This is a genomic window from Rhizobium sp. F40D2, from assembly GCF_051810745.2.
In the GTDB taxonomy this organism is placed as follows: Bacteria; Pseudomonadota; Alphaproteobacteria; order Rhizobiales; family Rhizobiaceae; genus Rhizobium.
The window spans coordinates 2815503-2832972 of sequence record NZ_CM131436.1 but is presented as its reverse complement, the minus strand read 5'-3'; the positions used below and the strand labels follow the sequence as shown (position 1 = coordinate 2832972).

The window sequence follows — 17470 nt, the reverse complement described above, 5'->3', positions numbered from 1 at the left end:
TTCAATCCGCTTTGTCACAAAGCGGATATGAAAGATCAGCCATCGCCCATACGCGAAACCGACGACGACGCCCGCAAACTCGCCCGCGTGCTTCTGCGCTCCGCACGGCACGCGGCGATTGCCGTTCTCGATCCCGAGACCGGCTTTCCCTTCGCCAGCCGCGTGCTCGTCGCCACCGATATAGACGGCACCCCCGTCATTCTCGTTTCGAAGCTTTCGGCCCATACCAAAGCACTCGCCAGGGACGCGCGCGCCTCACTGCTCACCGGCGAGCCCGGCAAGGGCGATCCGCTCGCCCACCCTCGCCTGACGACCCAATGTCTGGCGGAACCCGTCGAGCACGGTAACGCCTTCCACGAGCGTATCCGCACGCGTTTTCTCGCTCGCCACACCAAGGCAAAGCTTTATATCGACTTTCCCGATTTCCTCTTCTTCCGGCTTAAACCGCAGCAGGCCAGCCTTAATGGCGGCTTTGGCCGCGCCTATCAGCTTGATGGAAACGACCTCATCATCCAGTCGGCCGTCAACGAGGAGATTGCCGCCGGCGCGGCAGAAACAGTGCGAGATTTAGTAGAACGCCACCCCGATGTGGCCGAGGCCCTCGCTGCCAGGCTAAAGGCACCGGAATCGGCATCCTGGCGCATTTGTGGTATCGATCCCTCAGGTTTCGATATGATTTCCGGCGATTTTCTACTGCGATATGAATTCGAAACCCTCGTTGGGGATGCCGATCACATTTGTTCAAACATATCTAAAATAGCATACTCGATACCTTAAATTTAGGTATATACAATCTTCGACCCCAATTGCTAGTTTTTGGGCGTCGGTCAAAATCCGACTGACGGCCTGTGCCAACACGCATGATGTACGTTTCGCATTAGGAAGATAACAATATGGAAACCACTGATTTGGCCGATCACACCAATGTGGCGGCAGCTTTATTGTCGGCAATGGCAAATCCCAAGAGATTGCTGATCCTGTGTAGCCTGGTGAAGGGCGAAGTGCCCGTCGGCGTGCTTGCAACGCAGGTCGGCCTCAGCCAGTCGGCACTCTCCCAGCACCTGTCGAAACTGCGCGCACAGAAGTTGGTGAAGACCCGCCGTGACGCACAGACCATTTACTATTCCAGCACCTCCGAGCCGGTCATGAAGATCCTGGCAACGCTCGAAGACATCTACCTGGTGACGAACAGAAACAGATCCGCCGCTTGATGATAGCGCTGACATGAATGTCGGCCGATGCCATGCCGCAAGGGGATGTTCCCGGAGGCGCGGCAACGATATTTCAGCACCTGAACCTTATGGCACGACCGGTAAATCTTGCGATTTGCCGGTCGTGCCCTTTTTTGCTGCACCTGCCGATCCCGGGATGCCTCGAAACTCAAGCCTTCCTGTCCCGAGTGGCTCTCGGGCGTTTTACCGTTGACGCTTGAAGAAGCCCTGATAATTTGACCGGGCAGTCAAAATATGGGCGTGAAGCCCCGGGAAAGGGCCGTCAGCGGCCAGGAGAACAGCATGTCCAATCGCCTCAACGCACCGAACGATCTTCGCGCCTTCTGGATGCCGTTCACGGCAAATCGCCAGTTCAAGAAGGAGCCGCGTATGTTCGTCGGCGCCAAGGACATGTATTATACGACCCACGACGGCCGCCAGGTGCTGGACGGCACGGCCGGCCTCTGGTGCGTCAATGCCGGCCACTGCCGCCCGAAGATCACCGAGGCGATCCGCGAGCAGGCCGGCGAACTCGATTATGCCCCGGCCTTTCAGCTCGGCCACCCCAAGGCCTTCGAACTGGCGAACCGCCTGGTCGACATTGCGCCGGAAGGCCTGAACCAAGTTCTCTACACCAATTCCGGATCCGAATCCGTCGAGACGGCGCTCAAGGTGGCGCTCGCCTATCACCGTGTGAAGGGCAATGGTTCACGCTTCCGCCTGATCGGCCGCGAGCGCGGCTATCACGGTGTCAATTTCGGCGGCATCTCCGTCGGCGGCATCGTCACCAACCGCAAGATGTTCGGCACACTGCTGACCGGCGTCGATCACATGCCGCACACCCACCAGCCCGGCAAGAACAACTTCACCCGCGGCGAGCCCGAGCATGGCGGCGACATCGCCACCGAGCTCGAGCGCATCGTCACCCTGCATGACGCCTCCACGGTCGCCGCCGTCATCGTCGAGCCGGTAGCCGGGTCCACCGGCGTCTTGATCCCGCCGAAGGGCTACCTGCAGAAGCTGCGCGAGATCTGCACCAAGCATGGCATTCTTCTGATCTTTGACGAAGTCATCACCGGTTTCGGCCGCCTCGGCGCCCCCTTCGCCGCGCAATATTACGACGTCAAGCCTGACATGATCACCGCCGCCAAGGGCCTGACCAATGGCGTCATTCCGATGGGCGCCGTCTTCGTCACCTCCGAGATCCATGATGCCTTCATGAACGGCCCGGAGCATATGATCGAGTTCTTCCATGGCTACACTTATTCCGGCAATCCGATCGCTTCCGCCGCCGCCCTCGCCACGCTCGATACCTATAAGGAAGAAGGGCTGCTGACGCGCGCCGCCGAGCTTTCCGATTACTGGGCCGACGCGCTGCATTCGCTCAAGGACTGCCCCAACGTCATCGACATCAGGAACACCGGCCTGATCGGCGCGATCGAGCTCGATCCGATTGCCGGCGAACCGACCAAACGCGCCTTCACCGCCTTCCTGAAAGCCTATGAAGGCGGCCTGCTGATCCGCACCACCGGCGATATCATCGCGCTCTCCCCGCCGCTGATCATCGAGAAGCACCACATCGACGAACTTTTCGGCAAGCTGCGCACCATCCTTCAGAACAACATCTGAGAAAGCTTTCCCGTCATGGCCTGCGGCGGGTGCAAGCCCACGCAGGCCTTTCGCCCCCGCGATGGATCGACCTCAGGTCACGGAGGCGACGGAAAGGCAGAGAGCGAATTTTTTCAGGAGCCGGCGGTCGAAGTGCCCTCCATTGCCGAACATCCATTTCAGTGCGTCGCTCGCGCTCCACGCCGCCTTGTATGACCGTACCGAGATGATGGCGTCATAGACGTCGCAGATCGTGGCAATTCGCGCGTGGAGGCTCAACTCTCTGCCCGAAAGCCTGCGCGGATAACCTTTGCCGTCGATGCGCTCGTGGTGATTGAGGCAGACATCGAGAACGATCTCCGACATCCCCTCCTGCCGCGACAGGAAAGCGTGTCCCTTCTCCGGATGGCCGCGGATCAGGCTGATCTCATCCTTTTCCAGAGGCCCCGCCTTGTTGAGCACCTCAAGCGGAATTTCAAGCTTGCCGACATCATGCAGCAACCCCGCGGTGCCGAGCATTTGGACCGTGTGCTCGTCGAGTCCAAGATGGCGGCTGAACAGGATCATCAGCGCGCTCACCGAAATGGAATGGAGGAAGGTCACTTCGTCCCTTGATTTCAAACGCGTGACGCTCAGAAAGACCGAGGGATTTTCCTCCATCGACTTGGAGACGGATGAAATTACCGGCGCGACATGTGCGACGCTGATCGCATCGCCATTGCGCAGCCTGACGAAAGCCTCGCCCAGCACCTGCATGGATTTCTGGACGGTCTCGCGCGCGGCCTGGATATCGATCTCGATGTCACGGCCCGGCAGGCCGTTGGTATCGAGCCCCTTGCTGGTGTTGATGACGACGCTGGCAGTGCCGCATTTGCGAATTTTTGCGGCATCGACCTCGCGCCGCAGGGAGAATCTGCGCTTGGACAATAGCGCATCCTGCCACAGGCCCTCGACGGCCTCCACAAACATTCCGATACGCACCTGGCTGGCGTCGATACGCTTGAGCATCCAGTCTCTGTTTCCCGATGTGTCTATCTAATTATCTGTATGGGTCTCTTTTTCAATACTGCGGTATTTTGGGTATCCCGGGATACTACTGCCATCGGCCAAACTAACGGTTAATGGGAAAGATAAAGACAACCCTACGAGGTGGTTTCACTCTGGGCGGAGACCCTGCCCATTGCAACTTCGCCTATGAGAAATCAAAAAAAGCAGAAAAAGTGACCGCCTTCGAACGGGTTTCCGGCCTGATCGATCCGATTTCCCTTCCATTTTGTTATGAACTTGCGCAATCCCGTCAGAATTCCTAGAAATCTCGTCGTGAGCCTTCCCGAGTCAAATATGGCCGGCAGGTTCACTGATCGCGCCTTTGTCGATCGTCCTTGGCACGGCCCAAAGGGCCGTGGAATGATCGGAAAAACCGGCGCGGCACCTCATCGCGGGTCGAAGGACCCCACCCAAGGAGATAGACAATGACCCTCAAGACATTGACGGCGACACTCGTCGCGTCGCTTGCCTTCGCGCCCCTTGCCCATGCCGATATCACCATCGGCCTGATTGCGCCGCTGACCGGCCCCGTCGCCGCCTATGGCGACCAGGTGAAGAACGGCGCTCAGACCGCCGTCGACGAGATCAACAAGAACGGCGGTATTCTCGGTGAGAAGGTCGTCCTCGAACTGGCCGACGATGCCGGCGAACCGAAGCAGGGCGTTTCCGCCGCCAACAAGGTCGTCGGAGACGGCATTCGCTTCGTCGTGGGGCCGGTGACATCGGGCGTCGCCATTCCGGTTTCGGACGTTCTGGCTGAAAACGGCGTGCTGATGGTCACCCCGACCGCAACGGCCCCCGACCTCACCAAGCGCGGCCTCGCCAACGTGTTGCGCACCTGCGGCCGCGACGACCAGCAGGCCGAAGTCGCCGCCAAATACGTTCTGAAGAATTTCAAGGACAAGCGCATCGCCATCGTCAACGACAAGGGCGCCTATGGCAAAGGCCTTGCCGACGCCTTCAAGGCGACGCTGAACGCCGGTGGCATGACCGAAGTCGTCAATGACGCGATCACGCCCGGCGACAAGGATTTCAGCGCGCTCACTACCCGCATCAAATCCGAAAAGGCAGACTTGGTCTATTTCGGCGGCTATCACCCGGAAGGCGGCCTGCTTGCCCGGCAGCTGCATGACCTCGCCGCCAACGCGACGATCATCGGCGGCGACGGCCTCTCAAATACCGAATTCTGGGCGATCGGCACGGATGCGGCCGCAGGCACGTTGTTCACCAATGCCTCCGACGCCACCAAGAACCCGGATTCCAAGGCTGCCGCCAATGCGCTCGCTGCCAAGAACATCCCCGCCGAGGCCTTCACGCTCAACGCCTATGCCGCCGTCGAAGTGCTGAAAGCCGGCATCGAGAAGGCCGGCAGCGCCGAGGATGCGGAAGCCGTCGCGACCGCGCTGAAAGACGGCAAGGAGATCCCGACTGCTATCGGCAAGGTCACCTATGGCGAAACCGGCGACCTGACCTCGCAGAGCTTCTCGCTCTACAAATGGGAAGCCGGCAAGATCGTCGCCGCCGAGTAAACTATGGCTGATCGCAATCGACCGGGCGCCCTTGTGGCGCCTGGTTTCGTTTTGCACCACTCGCTTGTGGCGGCAGATCGGCTATAAGTTTCAGAATCGGTTGCAATGTGAGCAAGGCCATGACCAGCAAACTCGAACGCCTCATCGACCAGGGTGTGGGCCGCGTGCCGGCCGATATCGTGCTGAAGGGCGGCCGTTTCTTCGACCTCGTCACCGGCGAACTCGTCCACTCCGATATCGCTATCGGCGCCGATCGCATCGTCGGCACCTCAGGCAGTTATCAGGGCGAAACCGAGATCGACATATCGGGAAAAACAGTCGTTCCCGGTTTCATCGACACGCATCTGCACATCGAATCCTCGCTCGTCACGCCGCATGAATTCGACCGCTGCGTTCTGCCCTATGGCGTCACCACGGCGATCTGCGATCCGCACGAGATCGCCAATGTGCTCGGCGCCGCCGGCATCGAATTCTTTCTCCAATCCGCGCTCGAGACGATCATGGACATCCGCGTCCAGCTGTCCTCCTGCGTGCCGGCGACACATCTCGAAACCTCCGGCGCCGATCTGCCGATCGGGCGCCTCCTGCCCTTCCGTCACCATCCGAAGGTCATCGGCCTCGCCGAATTCATGAATTTCCCCGGCGTGATCCACAAGGATCCCATCTGCATGGCCAAGCTCGACGCCTTCCAGGGCGGTCATATCGATGGTCATGCACCGCTTCTTTCCGGCAACGACCTCAACGGCTACCTCGCAGCCGGCATCCGCACCGAACACGAATGCACGACCGCCACCGAGGCGTTGGAAAAGATCCGCAAGGGCATGCATATCCTGGTGCGCGAGGGCTCGGTGTCGAAGGATCTCGCCGCGCTGATCCCCATCATCACTGAGCGGCTTTCACCATACCTCGCGCTCTGCACCGACGACCGCAACCCGCTCGACATCGCCGAACAGGGCCATCTCGATCACATGATCCGAACGGCGGTTTCAAACGGCGTCGAGCCCCTGGCGATCTACCGCGCCGCCTCGATTTCGGCCGCCCGAGCCTTCGGCCTCAGGGACCGCGGCCTGGTCGCGCCGGGCTGGCGCGCTGATCTGGTGGTTCTCGACAGCCTGGAAGGTTGTCGCGCCGAAATGGTCTTCTCCGCCGGCCGCCGCGTCACCGATGCGCTCTTTTCCTCACGCAGACCGGTTGCACCGATCGGCCTCGACAGCGTCAAGGCCAGGCCGGTCAACGCCGCCCATTTCGGCGTGCCGGTCGCCGAAGGCGAAACGCCGGTTATCGGCGTCATGCCGGGCAAGATCATCACTGAGCATCGCCGCTACCGCCTGCCCGTCAGGGGCAACGAGACATCGGTCGATCTTGCCAACGACATCATCAAGGTCGCCGTCATCGAGCGCCATGGCAAGAACGGCAATCACGCCAACGGCTTCGTCCAGGGCTTCGGCCTGAAGAGGGGCGCGATCGCCTCCACCGTCGGCCATGACAGCCACAATATCTGCGTCGTCGGCGTCGACGAAGACGACATGGCGCGCGCCGCAAACCGCCTTGGTGAAATCAAGGGCGGCTTCGTCGTCGTGGAGGGCGGCAAGGTCACGGGCGAAATCGCCCTGCCCATCGCCGGCCTGATGAGCCTTGAGCCTTACGAGACAGTCCGCGACACCCTGCACCAACTGCGCAAGGCCGCCTTCGCGCTCGGCGCCACACTGGAAGAACCCTTCCTCCAGCTCGCCTTCCTGCCGCTGCCGGTCATCCCGCACCTGAAGATATCCGACCGCGGTATGGTCGATGTGGACAAGTTCGCGCTGATCCGCTGATCAGATCCTCGGAAAATTCCCCGCCAGCGCCTATCTTGCGATATCGTGACGACCGGCCCATCGGGGTCGGCCGCTTTGGCATCGAGCGATCACGCAAACTGGAAATCTGAGGACTGCAGACTCGACACGGCCACGTTCTTCAGCGTGATGGTGTTATCAGCATCCGCTGTGATAGTCGTGTCACTGCCGGAGTCGTTTGAAGCGGCAAGAAGTGCCGCCCAATCAGCAAAAACGGTGATATCGATCTTGATCGTGTCGTGCACCATACCGGTAGCCACGAAGTTTGTGATTGTATCGTGACCCCAGTTGGGCGAATAGACGAAGAAGTCAGCCGCTGCTCCACCGACGAGTATGTCATCGCCTGCGCCACCCGTTAGCGTGTTCGGACCGCTACCGCCGACGATCACATTATCGAGCGCGTTACCGGTCCCGGCGAAAGCCCCTGTGCCGGCAAAGCTCAGGTTCTCGACATTGTCGGCAAGCGTATAGCTCGCCAGGTTCGTGCGAACCGTGTCGGTCCCTGCATCGGCGGCTTCGGTGACGATGTCGCCGGCATTGTCGACGATATAGGTGTCGTTGCCCGCCCCGCCGATCAAGCTGTCCGCACCGGCCCCGCCGTTCAGCGTGTCGTTGCCGGCGCCGCCGGTGATCGTGTTGGCCAGCGCATTGCCGGTGCCGGTGAAGCCGGCGGATCCCGTATAGGTCAGGTTCTCGACGTTGTTACCGAGCGTATAGCTTGAAAGCGCCGTCTGGACCGTGTCCGTCCCTTCGTTCACATTCTCGATCACCAGATCGGTCGCAATATCGACCACATAGATGTCGTCACCAATCCCACCCAACATCGTGTCGGAGCCACCACCACCGATCAAAGTGTCGTTGCCCGCAGCCCCCATGAGCTTGTCAGCAGCAACACCACCCAGGAGGACGTTGTCGAGCAGATTTCCTGTCCCGACAAAGGCTACCGTTCCGATGTAGGTGAGGTTCTCAACATTGGCCCCCAATGTGTAGGCACTCAGGTTCGTTCGAACCGTGTCGATCCCCTCATTGGCGGCCTCAGTGACGAGGTCGCCCGCATGGTCGACGATATAGGTGTCGTTGCCCGTACCACCGATCAAACGATCGGCCCCGGCCCCGCCATTCAGCGTATCATTGCCGGCACCGCCGGAAAGCGTATCGGTGGCAGCGCCACCGGTGATCGTGTTGTCGAGATCATTGCCTGTTCCGACAAAGGCCGCCGTGCCGATATAGGCGAGGTTCTCGACATCGCTGCCAAGCGTATAGCTTGCCAGTGTCGTGCGAACCGTGTCGGTTCCCTCATCGGCGGCTTCGGTGACGATGTCGCCGGCATTGTCGACGATATAGGTGTCGTTGCCCGCTCCGCCGATCAAGCTGTCCGCACCTGCCCCGCCATTCAGCGTGTCGTTGAAGGCGCCGCCGGTGATCGTGTTGGCCAGCGCATTGCCGGTGCCGGCAAAGTTGGCGGATCCCGTATAGGTCAGGTTCTCGACGTTGACCAATGCGGCGATCGAGTAGGCTGCAAGCGCCGTGCGGATTTCGTCGGTGCCGGCGCTGACCGCCTCCTTGATCACGTCGCTCGCACTGTCGACCACATAGATGTCGTCGCCGGCACCCCCATTCAGCGTGTCGTTGCCGGCGCCGCCGTCAAGCGTGTCGTTGCCGGCGCCGCCGGTGATCGTGTTGGAGAGCGCATTGCCGGTGCCGGTGAAGCCGGAAGAGCCCGTATAGAGCAGGTTCTCGACATTGTTGTCGAGCGTATAGCTTGAAAGCGCCGTCTTGATCAGATCGCTGCCTTGATTGGCGGCTTCGGTGACCACGTCGCCAACATCATCGACAATATAGGTGTCGTTGCCCACTCCACCGATCAGTATGTCGGCTCCTGCCTTTCCGTCCAGGGTGTCGGCACCTGCCCCGCCCTTGATCGTGTTGGCAAGGCTATTGCCGGTCCCGACAAACGCTACCGTGCCGGTATAGGTGAGGTTCTCGACATCGCTGCCAAGCGTATAGTTCGCCAATGTCGTGCGAACCGTGTCGATCCCCTCATCGGCGGCTTCGGTGACGATGTCACCGACATTGTCGACGAAATAGGTGTCGTCGCCCAACCCGCCGATCAAGCTGTCGGCGCCAACCCCGCCATCAAGCGTGTCATTACCGTCGCCGCCGGAAAGCGCATCAATGGCGGCGCCACCCGTGATCACATTATCGAGCGCGTTGCCGGTCCCGGCGAAAGCCCCTGTGCCGGCAAAGCTCAGGTTCTCGACATTGTCGGCAAGCGTATAGCTCGCCAGGTTGGTGCGAACCGTGTCGGTTCCCTTATCGGCGGCTTCGGTGATGATGTCGCCGGCACTGTCGACGATATAGGTGTCGTTGCCCGCTCCGCCGATCAAGCTGTCCGCACCTGCCCCGCCGTTCAGCGTGTCGTTGCCGGCGCCGCCGGTGATCGTGTTGGCCAGCGCATTGCCGGTGCCGGTGAAGCCGGCGGATCCCGTATAGGTCAGGTTCTCGACGTTGTTACCGAGCGTATAGCTTGAAAGCGCCGTCTGGACCGTGTCCGTCCCTTCGTTCACATTCTCGATCACCAGATCGGTCGCAATATCGACCACATAGATGTCGTCACCAATCCCACCCAACATCGTGTCGGAGCCACCACCACCGATCAAAGTGTCGTTGCCCGCAGCCCCCATGAGCTTGTCAGCAGCAACACCACCCAGGAGGACGTTGTCGAGCAGATTTCCTGTCCCGACAAAGGCTACCGTTCCGATGTAGGTGAGGTTCTCAACATTGGCCCCCAATGTGTAGGCACTCAGGTTCGTTCGAACCGTGTCGATCCCCTCATTGGCGGCCTCAGTGACGAGGTCGCCCGCATGGTCGACGATATAGGTGTCGTTGCCCGTACCACCGATCAAACGATCGGCCCCGGCCCCGCCATTCAGCGTATCATTGCCGGCACCGCCGGAAAGCGTATCGGTGGCAGCGCCACCGGTGATCGTGTTGTCGAGATCATTGCCTGTTCCGACAAAGGCCGCCGTGCCGATATAGGCGAGGTTCTCGACATCGCTGCCAAGCGTATAGCTTGCCAGTGTCGTGCGAACCGTGTCGGTTCCCTCATCGGCAGCTTCGGTGACGATGTCGCCGGCATTGTCGACGATATAGGTGTCGTTGCCCGCTCCGCCGATCAAGCTGTCCGCACCTGCCCCGCCATTCAGCGTGTCGTTGAAGGCGCCGCCGGTGATCGTGTTGGCCAGCGCATTGCCGGTGCCGGCAAAGTTGGCGGATCCCGTATAGGTCAGGTTCTCGACGTTGTTGCCGAGCGTATAGCTTGAAAGCGCCGTCTGGACCGTGTCCGCCCCTTCGTTCACATTCTCGATCACCAGATCGGTCGCAATATCGACCACATAGGTGTCGTCACCAATCCCACCCAACATCGTGTCGGAACCGGCCCCGCCGATCAATGTGTCGTCGCCAGCACCCCCATTCAGCGTGTCGTTGCCGGCGCCGCCGTCAAGCGTGTCGTTGCCGGCGCCGCCGGTGATCGTGTTGGAGAGCGCATTGCCGGTGCCGGTGAAGCCGGAAGAGCCCGTATAGAGCAGGTTCTCGACATTGTTGCCGAGCGTGTAGCTTGAAAGCGCCGTTCTGATCAGATCGGTTCCTTCATTCAGCCCTTCGGTGACCACGTCGCCAACATTATCGACAATGTAGGTGTCGTTGCCGGCTGCGCCGATCAGCACGTCGGCTCCGGCGCTTCCGTCCAGGGCATCGGCACCTGCTCCGCCCTTGATCGTATTGGCAAGGCTATTGCCGGTCCCGGTAAAGGCTACCGTGCCGGTATAGGTGAGGTTTTCGACATTGCTGCCAAGCGTATAGTTCGCCAGTGTCGTGCGAACCGTGTCGGTCCCCGTGCCGCTGTTCTCGGTGACGCTGTCGCCGGCATTGTCGACGACGTAAATGTCGTCGCCCAACCCACCGATCAAGCTGTCGGCGCCGGCCCCGCCATCCAGCGTGTCGTTGAAGGCGCCGCCTGTGATCGTGTTGGCCAGCACATTGCCGGTGCCGGTGAAGTTGGCGGACCCGGTGTAGGTTAGCTTCTCGACATTTGCCAATGCGGCCATCGAGTACGCTGCAAGCGCCGTGCGGATTTCGTCGGTACCGGCGCTGACCGCCTCATTGATCACGTCGCCCGCACTGTCGACCAGATAGATGTCGTTGCCAGCACCCCCATTCAGCGTGTCGTTGCCGGCGCCGCCGTCAAGCGTGTCATTGCCGGCACCGCCCGTGATCGTGTTGGCGAGGCCGTTTCCAGTCCCAGCAAAATTGCCGGTGCCGATGAAGGTCAGGTTCTCGACATTGGCAATATTGGTCAAGGCATAGGAAGACAGCCCCGTCCTGATCAGATCGGTTCCTTCATTCAGCCCTTCGGTGACCACGTCGGAAACATCGACAATATAGGTGTCGTTGCCCGCTCCGCCGATCAGTATGTCGGCTCCTGCCTGTCCGTCCAGGGTGTCGGCACCTGCCCCGCCCTTGATCGTGTTCGCAAGGCTATTGCCTGTCCCGGTAAAAGTTCCCGTGCCGATGTAAGTGAGGTTCTCGACATTGCCGCCAAGCCTATAGCTTGCCAGTGTTGTGCGAACAGTATCGGTACCCGCGCCGGTGTTCTCGGCGACGCTGTCGCCGGCATTGTCGACGATATAGGTGTCGTCGCCCACCCCACCGGTCAAGGCGTCGGCGCCAGCCCCGCCATCTAACGTGTCATTGCCGACGCCGCCGGTGATCGTGTTGGCAAGCGCATTGCCGGTACCGGTGAAGCTGGCGGATCCCGTATAGGTCAGAATCTCGACATTGTTGCTGAGCGTATAGCTTGAAAGCGCTGTCTGGACCGTGTCCGTCCCCTTATTCGCACTCTCGATCACAAAATCGAAGCTGTCGCCGACCACATAGATGTCGTTGCCAGCACCGCCGATCAGCGTGTCATTGCCGGCGGCGCCGTCAAGCGTGTCATTGCCGGCGCCGCCGGTGATCGTGTTGGCGAGGCTGTTTCCAGTCCCGCTGAAATCGCCGGTACCGATGAAGGTCAGGTTTTCGACATTGGCAATATTGGTCAAGGCATAGGAAGAAAGCGCCGTCCTGATCAGATCGGTCCCTTGATTCAGCCCTTCGGTGACCACGTCGGCCAGATCATCGACAGTATAGGTGTCGTTGCCTACTCCGCCGATCAATGTGTCATTGCCGGTACCGCCGGTAAGGGAATCATTTCCGGCATTACCCCAGAGCGTATTGTCCGCCTCGTTGCCTATAATCGTATCGTTGCCGGAGCCGGCCTGAACGTTCTCAATCAACGATGCAACATTGTCGTGATAAAGAAGGGCGTTGAAAATGTTGCCGCGGGCATAACCATTATTCGGACCTCCTCCCAGGTCGGCCAACTGGCCTTGGGAAAAGACCGAATACCCTCCTGCTCGCAAGTCGATCTTGAGGCCGGTTGTATAAGCACTCAGATCATAGGTATCGATACCGCCGCCGTCCCAGATTGTCGCGAAGATCCTGTTGGCAGCGGGCGTGATGGCTGCCACCCCATTGACGTAGGTAATGCCCTGGTTGGGATTCCATTTGTAGACGGTATTGCCACTGTTCGTCGTATAGTCCGCACCATACATTTCCTGCAGGGCGGCGATGTCGAGCATCATGAAGGTTTGTGGCGCACCATCATGCTCATACGTGTACCCACTCCCATCGTCTCCGATATAGGTGCGATAGGTCATGATCGTATATTCGAGCGAGTCGTAGGCGCTCGGGACGACCGTCATATTGGGATAACGCCCTTCTTGAGCATGTTTCAGTCCGAGAGCGTGACCCAGCTCGTGCGCCAACGTCTGGCCCGCATAGTTGCCGAACCTCGGGTAGCGATAATCATCTTCGGTGCCAGCATATCCCGTCCCGAACCAGACATCGCCGGCCGCCTCGTCGACATCTGGCGTGTAGGCCCATGCCGTGTCAGGCAGAGATGATTGAGCGAAGCGCACCGTTGCGGTACCCGCGCTGCCGGCCTCGAAGTTGGCGTTCGTGAACCCCTCGACGGAGAAGCCGTCATTTGCCGTATTTCCATAGGACTGCTCCATAAAGAACAAGGCCAGAGACTGCTGCTGCGACGAAATTGGAGAGAAAGAATAGTATTTTTCGTAGCCATAGTCATACGATGCCGAGGTGGTGGGAAACGCATAGGTTATCGTTCCGTCCCAAGCAGTGCCGCTGAAGAGCCCGTCTACCTTCTGATCGCCAGTCGAGGTGACGCTCTTCGTCGGAGTAATAAGGTCCGTCATAAAATCCCCGTTTACCTATTCTATTCGGCCGCGCTTAATGGCAGCTTCCCTCTGCTCTATAAAAGGGGAAACTTCAACCAAAAGCTTCATTTTTATTCAGTAAAATCGGCGGAGTCGTTAGCGCTCATGAAGCGCTTCCTCCGCAACCTCGACCAAAGGCGAGAAGACGTATTCCAAAATCCTGCGCTCGCCCGTTCGAACCTCCGCGATTGCTGCCATGCCCGCGCTTAACTTGACGACACGACCATCTGCTGAAATCTGATCGACCTCCAGACTCAAGGTGACGGGAAAAACGAGGTTCTGCATCCTCTCGGCGCTGCCGAACGGTGCCTGCGCCTGTCTTGTCGCAGGATCGCCTTCACGGCGTGCGGCATCGGGTTCCGGGATTGCATCTGCCGCGATTTTGGTGACGTGGGCCGCGATCGTTCCGTAGCGGGTAAAGGGGAAAGCTTCGAGCTTTACGACAGCTTCTTGCCCGACCTTGATGAAGCCGATGTCCTTGTTCAGAGCGTAAACTTCGAGCTCCAAGGTACTGCCCTCGGGAACCACGCGCATAACGTCCTGTCCGACGGTCACCACTTGACCGACGCTGGTAATCGAGGACGCTTGCACCGTGCCGTCTATTGGACTGCGCAATGTCATCTGCTCACGAAAATTTCTCGCTTTCGCCAGCCGCTGCTCCAGCTCTTCGACCCGACGTTCCGCATCGCCGAGCCGTACGAGTTGATCGCTCAGGAACGTCCGTGTGACCTTGTCCTTTTCCCTTGTAAAGACTTCGATTCCCGCTGCGGCATCTGCAAGCTGGCCCTCCTGCATGGCAAGCTGCGTCGCCTGCTCTTTCAAAGTTTGGGTCGCATCGATCACGCTCGCCATCGTTCCGGCCTCTTTCGAAGCCAGCATATTGCGCATCGTCACTCGCTCTTTCAGCGTTTCCACCAGAGAGTTCTGAGCCGCGACCGTCACTGTCAGGCGGTCGCGCTCCACCTCTTTCTGGTGCTTCTGAGCATCAAGCGAGGCAACTGCAGCCTGGCGCTGTTCAAGGTCGCCCCGGAGGATGCCCTCTTCCCGGCGGCGCAATTCATCGGGCACGCTTGCATCCCATGAGATCGTTGGCAGCGTCTGGTTCATCTCCTGTGAACGAACATAGTCCACGGCAGTTTTTCGGCGCCGGACCTCGGCGCTGACGGACGCCAGACCCTTTGCCGCATCCGTCTCATCGGCAATGGCATCCGTTGGATCAAGTTCAAGGAGGATATCGCCCTTTTCGACGTGCGCGCCATTTGGTGGCGGAAGCGCCTTCACCTTCCCGGTCAGCAATGGCTGAACAACCTTGACCCGGCCGGTCGGCTGAATCTTGCCTTGCGCGGCCGCGATGATGTCGATGTGGCCGATATAGGACCAGATTAAAGCTGTTGTGACGAAGGCGCAAATGATCAAGATCAAGGCCAACCGCACCGGCGAAGGGGGTGTCTCCAGGATTTCGATTGCCGGCGCCAGAAACTCATGATCGGATCGCTTTTGCGGGCGCGGCGGAAGGCCGGCGTATCGAACAGCTTGGGCAGGCGCGCTTTTCATGCGACGCCCCTATCATTCTGCAAAGCCCATAGCCGCGCATAGAGCCCATCGGGGCGCTGAAGCAGATCATCATGGCTTCCAACTTCCGCTATGCGGCCGTCAGCCATTCCGATAATCCGATTGCAAGGCCGCACAGCTGCGAGCCGATGCGCGATGATAATAACCGTTCGGCCAGCGGCGATCTGGTGCATATTGGTCTGCACAACGCGTTCGCTTTCATAGTCGAGAGCGCTGGTCGCCTCATCGAAAATCAGAATCCGGGGGCTGGTGGCAAGGGCGCGGGCGATGGCGATCCTCTGACGCTGGCCACCGGAGAGGTTCGCGCCGCGCTCTTCGATCATCATGTCGTAGCCTTGCGGCAATCGCAGAATGAATTCATCGGCGCCGGCGAGCTTGGCGACCGCAATAACCTGCGCGCGGCTCATCGCCGGGTTTGAGAAAGCGATGTTCTCATGGATCGTCCGGTTGAACAGCAGGTTCTCTTGAAGAACGACTCCGATATGGCTTCGAAGCCAAGCGGGATCGAGTTGCGATAGATCCATACCGTCGAGAAGGACCTGCCCCTCTTCGGGGATATAGAGACGCTGAACCAGTTTGGCGATCGTAGACTTTCCGGAGCCCGATGCGCCGACGATGCCGATAACCTCTCCGGATTTGATTTCAATCGATACGTTTTTCAAGACTTCCGAGGAGCCGGGCCGATAACGGAAGGTGACATTTCGAAGTTCAATATTCCCCCTTGGCGAAGGCAACGACAGACGGGAGCCCGGCTGGCGTTCCATCGGCGTGTTCAGAATGTCACCGAGCCTGTCGATCGAGATCTGCACCTGTTGGAAATCTTGCCAAAGTTGAGACAACCTCAAAACCGGCTGCGTAACTTGCCCGGCGATCATGTTGAAGGCGACAAGTGAGCCAACGGAAAGCTCCCCGTCGATAACGGCTTTCGCACCGAAAAGAAGAAGGGCCGCCGTGGCAAGCTTGCTTACATATTGAATGGCGTTTTGTCCGCCAACGCCAAGCAGTGTCGTATCGAAAGCCGTTCGCACGTAGGCTGCGAGCTTCTCCTCCCACTGCGCCTGCATCACCGGCTCCACCGCCGCGGACTTAACCGTGTGAACACCGACGATCGCCTCGACCAGGAACTGCTGACTGGCCGCCCCCCGATTGAACTTCTCTTTGACGAATTCGCGCAGCGGCGGGCGAACCACGATTCCGATCAGGATGTAGATCGGGATGGCGGCAATGACGATCAGCGTCAAGCTCCAGGAGTAAGCGAAGAGAACTGCGATGAACACAAAAGTGAAAACGACATCGAGCGCTGAAAACAATCCTTGCCCTGTCAGAAATGCGCGGATCGTTTCAAGTTCTCGAACACGGGCGACAGTCTGGCCGGCGGATCGCGTTTCGAAGTAGCCTAGCGGCAGCCGCAGCAGATGGTGGAACAATCGCTGACCGAGCTCAACATCGATCCGGTTGGTCGTATGAGCCAACGCGTAGGCTCTTAGATACTGGAGCAGCACATCGAAGAAGCCAATAATCGCGATACCGGCAACAAGCACGAACAGGGTCGAATAAGCTTTGTGAGTCAGGACCTTGTCGACGACGACCTGAAAGAACAAAGGTGTGATCAGCGCAAAGATCTGCACAAATAGCGATGCAAGCAATACGTGGGCCAGCGGCTTTCGATATCGCCAGATCGACGGCAGAAACCACTTGAAGCCGAATTCTCGCGGGTCGGACCCTTCGCCTCTTATGCGCCGGCACACGAGAATAACACGCGCGCCGATTTCCGCGACGATATCTGAGGCGGCTATTTCCCGATCGACGCGCGTTACTGGATCGACGAGCCTATACTTTCCGGATGGGTTTAGCCCCCCGAGCACTTGAAAGGAGCCATTGGCCACTTTGACGATTGCGGGAACCGGCATGGATCGAAGGCGGTGCTCGGTGACCTTCTCAACAAGACGCGCCTTGAGGCCGATGATCTTGGCTGCTCGCTGAATGTCGATCGCTTCGGATGTACGCCCTTTCAACGCCAGGTCGTGCTGCAATTGAACCGGATCGGCGGCAATACGGTAGAACGCGGCGATACCACAAAGCGCACGAAGACCGGAGTCGTAATGCTGCGGAACGGCACCGTCCATGTACGAAGTCATTCTCCCTGAAGCTGCAGTTTGGCGTGTTTACAGCGGCAAACCGTTCACTTTCGCCATTTGCTCACGATGTAGCTCACTGAGCGTTACAACGCCATGGAGAAATTAGCACTCGCAACATTTCGGGATGGTTGTCACTGAGAAAGCACGAAAGACGGCTAACAAACAATTTTCTTCTGACGACCGCTCATCCTA

9 protein-coding genes are annotated in these 17470 nt (G+C 59.3%); 5 read left to right on the top strand and 4 right to left on the bottom strand.

Features of this window, described 5'->3' with window-relative positions; translation table 11 throughout:
* Positions 1-27 precede the first annotated feature (27 nt).
* The 3 genes from ACS4RS_RS13485 to ACS4RS_RS13475 all read left to right on the top strand — a co-directional run bounded on the left by ACS4RS_RS13485 (position 28) and on the right by ACS4RS_RS13475 (position 2840).
* Positions 28-777 carry a HugZ family pyridoxamine 5'-phosphate oxidase gene (locus tag ACS4RS_RS13485; RefSeq protein WP_449313687.1) on the top strand — a complete coding sequence of 250 codons (750 nt, stop codon included), beginning with the start codon at positions 28-30 and terminating at the stop codon, positions 775-777.
* 116 nt (positions 778-893) lie between these two features.
* Positions 894-1211: a metalloregulator ArsR/SmtB family transcription factor gene (locus tag ACS4RS_RS13480; protein ID WP_439010577.1), complete on the top strand. Its 318-nt coding sequence runs from the start codon at positions 894-896 to the stop codon at positions 1209-1211.
* Between the two features lie 303 nt (positions 1212-1514).
* Positions 1515-2840, top strand: coding sequence for an aspartate aminotransferase family protein (locus ACS4RS_RS13475; protein WP_439010578.1), 1326 nt, complete (start codon positions 1515-1517; stop codon positions 2838-2840).
* Between the two features lie 72 nt (positions 2841-2912).
* Here ACS4RS_RS13475 and ACS4RS_RS13470 read toward each other — a convergent pair whose 3' ends face one another.
* Positions 2913-3827 carry an HD domain-containing phosphohydrolase gene (locus ACS4RS_RS13470; RefSeq protein ID WP_439010579.1) on the bottom strand — a complete coding sequence of 305 codons (915 nt, stop codon included), beginning with the start codon at positions 3825-3827 and terminating at the stop codon, positions 2913-2915.
* A gap of 464 nt (positions 3828-4291) precedes the next feature.
* On the opposite strand from ACS4RS_RS13470, the gene ACS4RS_RS13465 reads away from it, so the two are divergent.
* Both ACS4RS_RS13465 and ade read left to right on the top strand, forming a co-directional pair.
* Entirely contained in the window at positions 4292-5395 is a 1104-nt protein-coding gene (locus ACS4RS_RS13465) for an ABC transporter substrate-binding protein (protein ID WP_439010580.1), read from the top strand.
* A 119-nt stretch (positions 5396-5514) separates the two neighbouring features.
* Positions 5515-7212, top strand: coding sequence for an adenine deaminase (ade, locus tag ACS4RS_RS13460; RefSeq protein ID WP_439010581.1), 1698 nt, complete (start codon positions 5515-5517; stop codon positions 7210-7212).
* Positions 7213-7301: 89 nt separating this feature from the next.
* Here the strand turns inward: ade and ACS4RS_RS13455 are convergent, their stop codons facing one another.
* The 3 genes from ACS4RS_RS13455 to ACS4RS_RS13445 form a co-directional block, all read right to left on the bottom strand.
* Complete coding sequence (locus tag ACS4RS_RS13455) at positions 7302-13547, bottom strand: M10 family metallopeptidase C-terminal domain-containing protein (protein WP_449313686.1); 6246 nt, start codon at positions 13545-13547, stop codon at positions 7302-7304.
* Between the two features lie 117 nt (positions 13548-13664).
* Positions 13665-15122: an HlyD family type I secretion periplasmic adaptor subunit gene (locus ACS4RS_RS13450; RefSeq protein WP_439010584.1), complete on the bottom strand. Its 1458-nt coding sequence runs from the start codon at positions 15120-15122 to the stop codon at positions 13665-13667.
* The gene (locus tag ACS4RS_RS13445) at positions 15119-17266 is read right to left on the bottom strand and encodes a type I secretion system permease/ATPase (RefSeq protein ID WP_439010585.1); all 2148 of its coding nucleotides are present in this window, start codon (positions 17264-17266) and stop codon (positions 15119-15121) included. The genes ACS4RS_RS13450 and ACS4RS_RS13445 overlap by 4 nt, the downstream gene beginning before the upstream one ends.
* Between the last annotated feature and the right edge of the window lie 204 nt (positions 17267-17470).

Bases quoted from the DNA above. Each gene is read 5' to 3' on its own strand.
- ACS4RS_RS13450 (WP_439010584.1), bottom strand. From the start codon at position 15,122: ATGAAAAGCGCGCCTGCCCAAGCTGTTCGATACGCCGGCCTTCCGCCG.
- ACS4RS_RS13475 (WP_439010578.1), top strand. From the start codon at position 1,515: ATGTCCAATCGCCTCAACGCACCGAACGATCTTCGCGCCTTCTGGATG.
- ACS4RS_RS13485 (WP_449313687.1), top strand. From the start codon at position 28: ATGAAAGATCAGCCATCGCCCATACGCGAAACCGACGACGACGCCCGC.
- ade (WP_439010581.1), top strand. From the start codon at position 5,515: ATGACCAGCAAACTCGAACGCCTCATCGACCAGGGTGTGGGCCGCGTG.
- ACS4RS_RS13445 (WP_439010585.1), bottom strand. From the start codon at position 17,266: ATGGACGGTGCCGTTCCGCAGCATTACGACTCCGGTCTTCGTGCGCTT.
- ACS4RS_RS13455 (WP_449313686.1), bottom strand. From the start codon at position 13,547: ATGACGGACCTTATTACTCCGACGAAGAGCGTCACCTCGACTGGCGAT.
- ACS4RS_RS13480 (WP_439010577.1), top strand. From the start codon at position 894: ATGGAAACCACTGATTTGGCCGATCACACCAATGTGGCGGCAGCTTTA.
- ACS4RS_RS13470 (WP_439010579.1), bottom strand. From the start codon at position 3,827: ATGCTCAAGCGTATCGACGCCAGCCAGGTGCGTATCGGAATGTTTGTG.
- ACS4RS_RS13465 (WP_439010580.1), top strand. From the start codon at position 4,292: ATGACCCTCAAGACATTGACGGCGACACTCGTCGCGTCGCTTGCCTTC.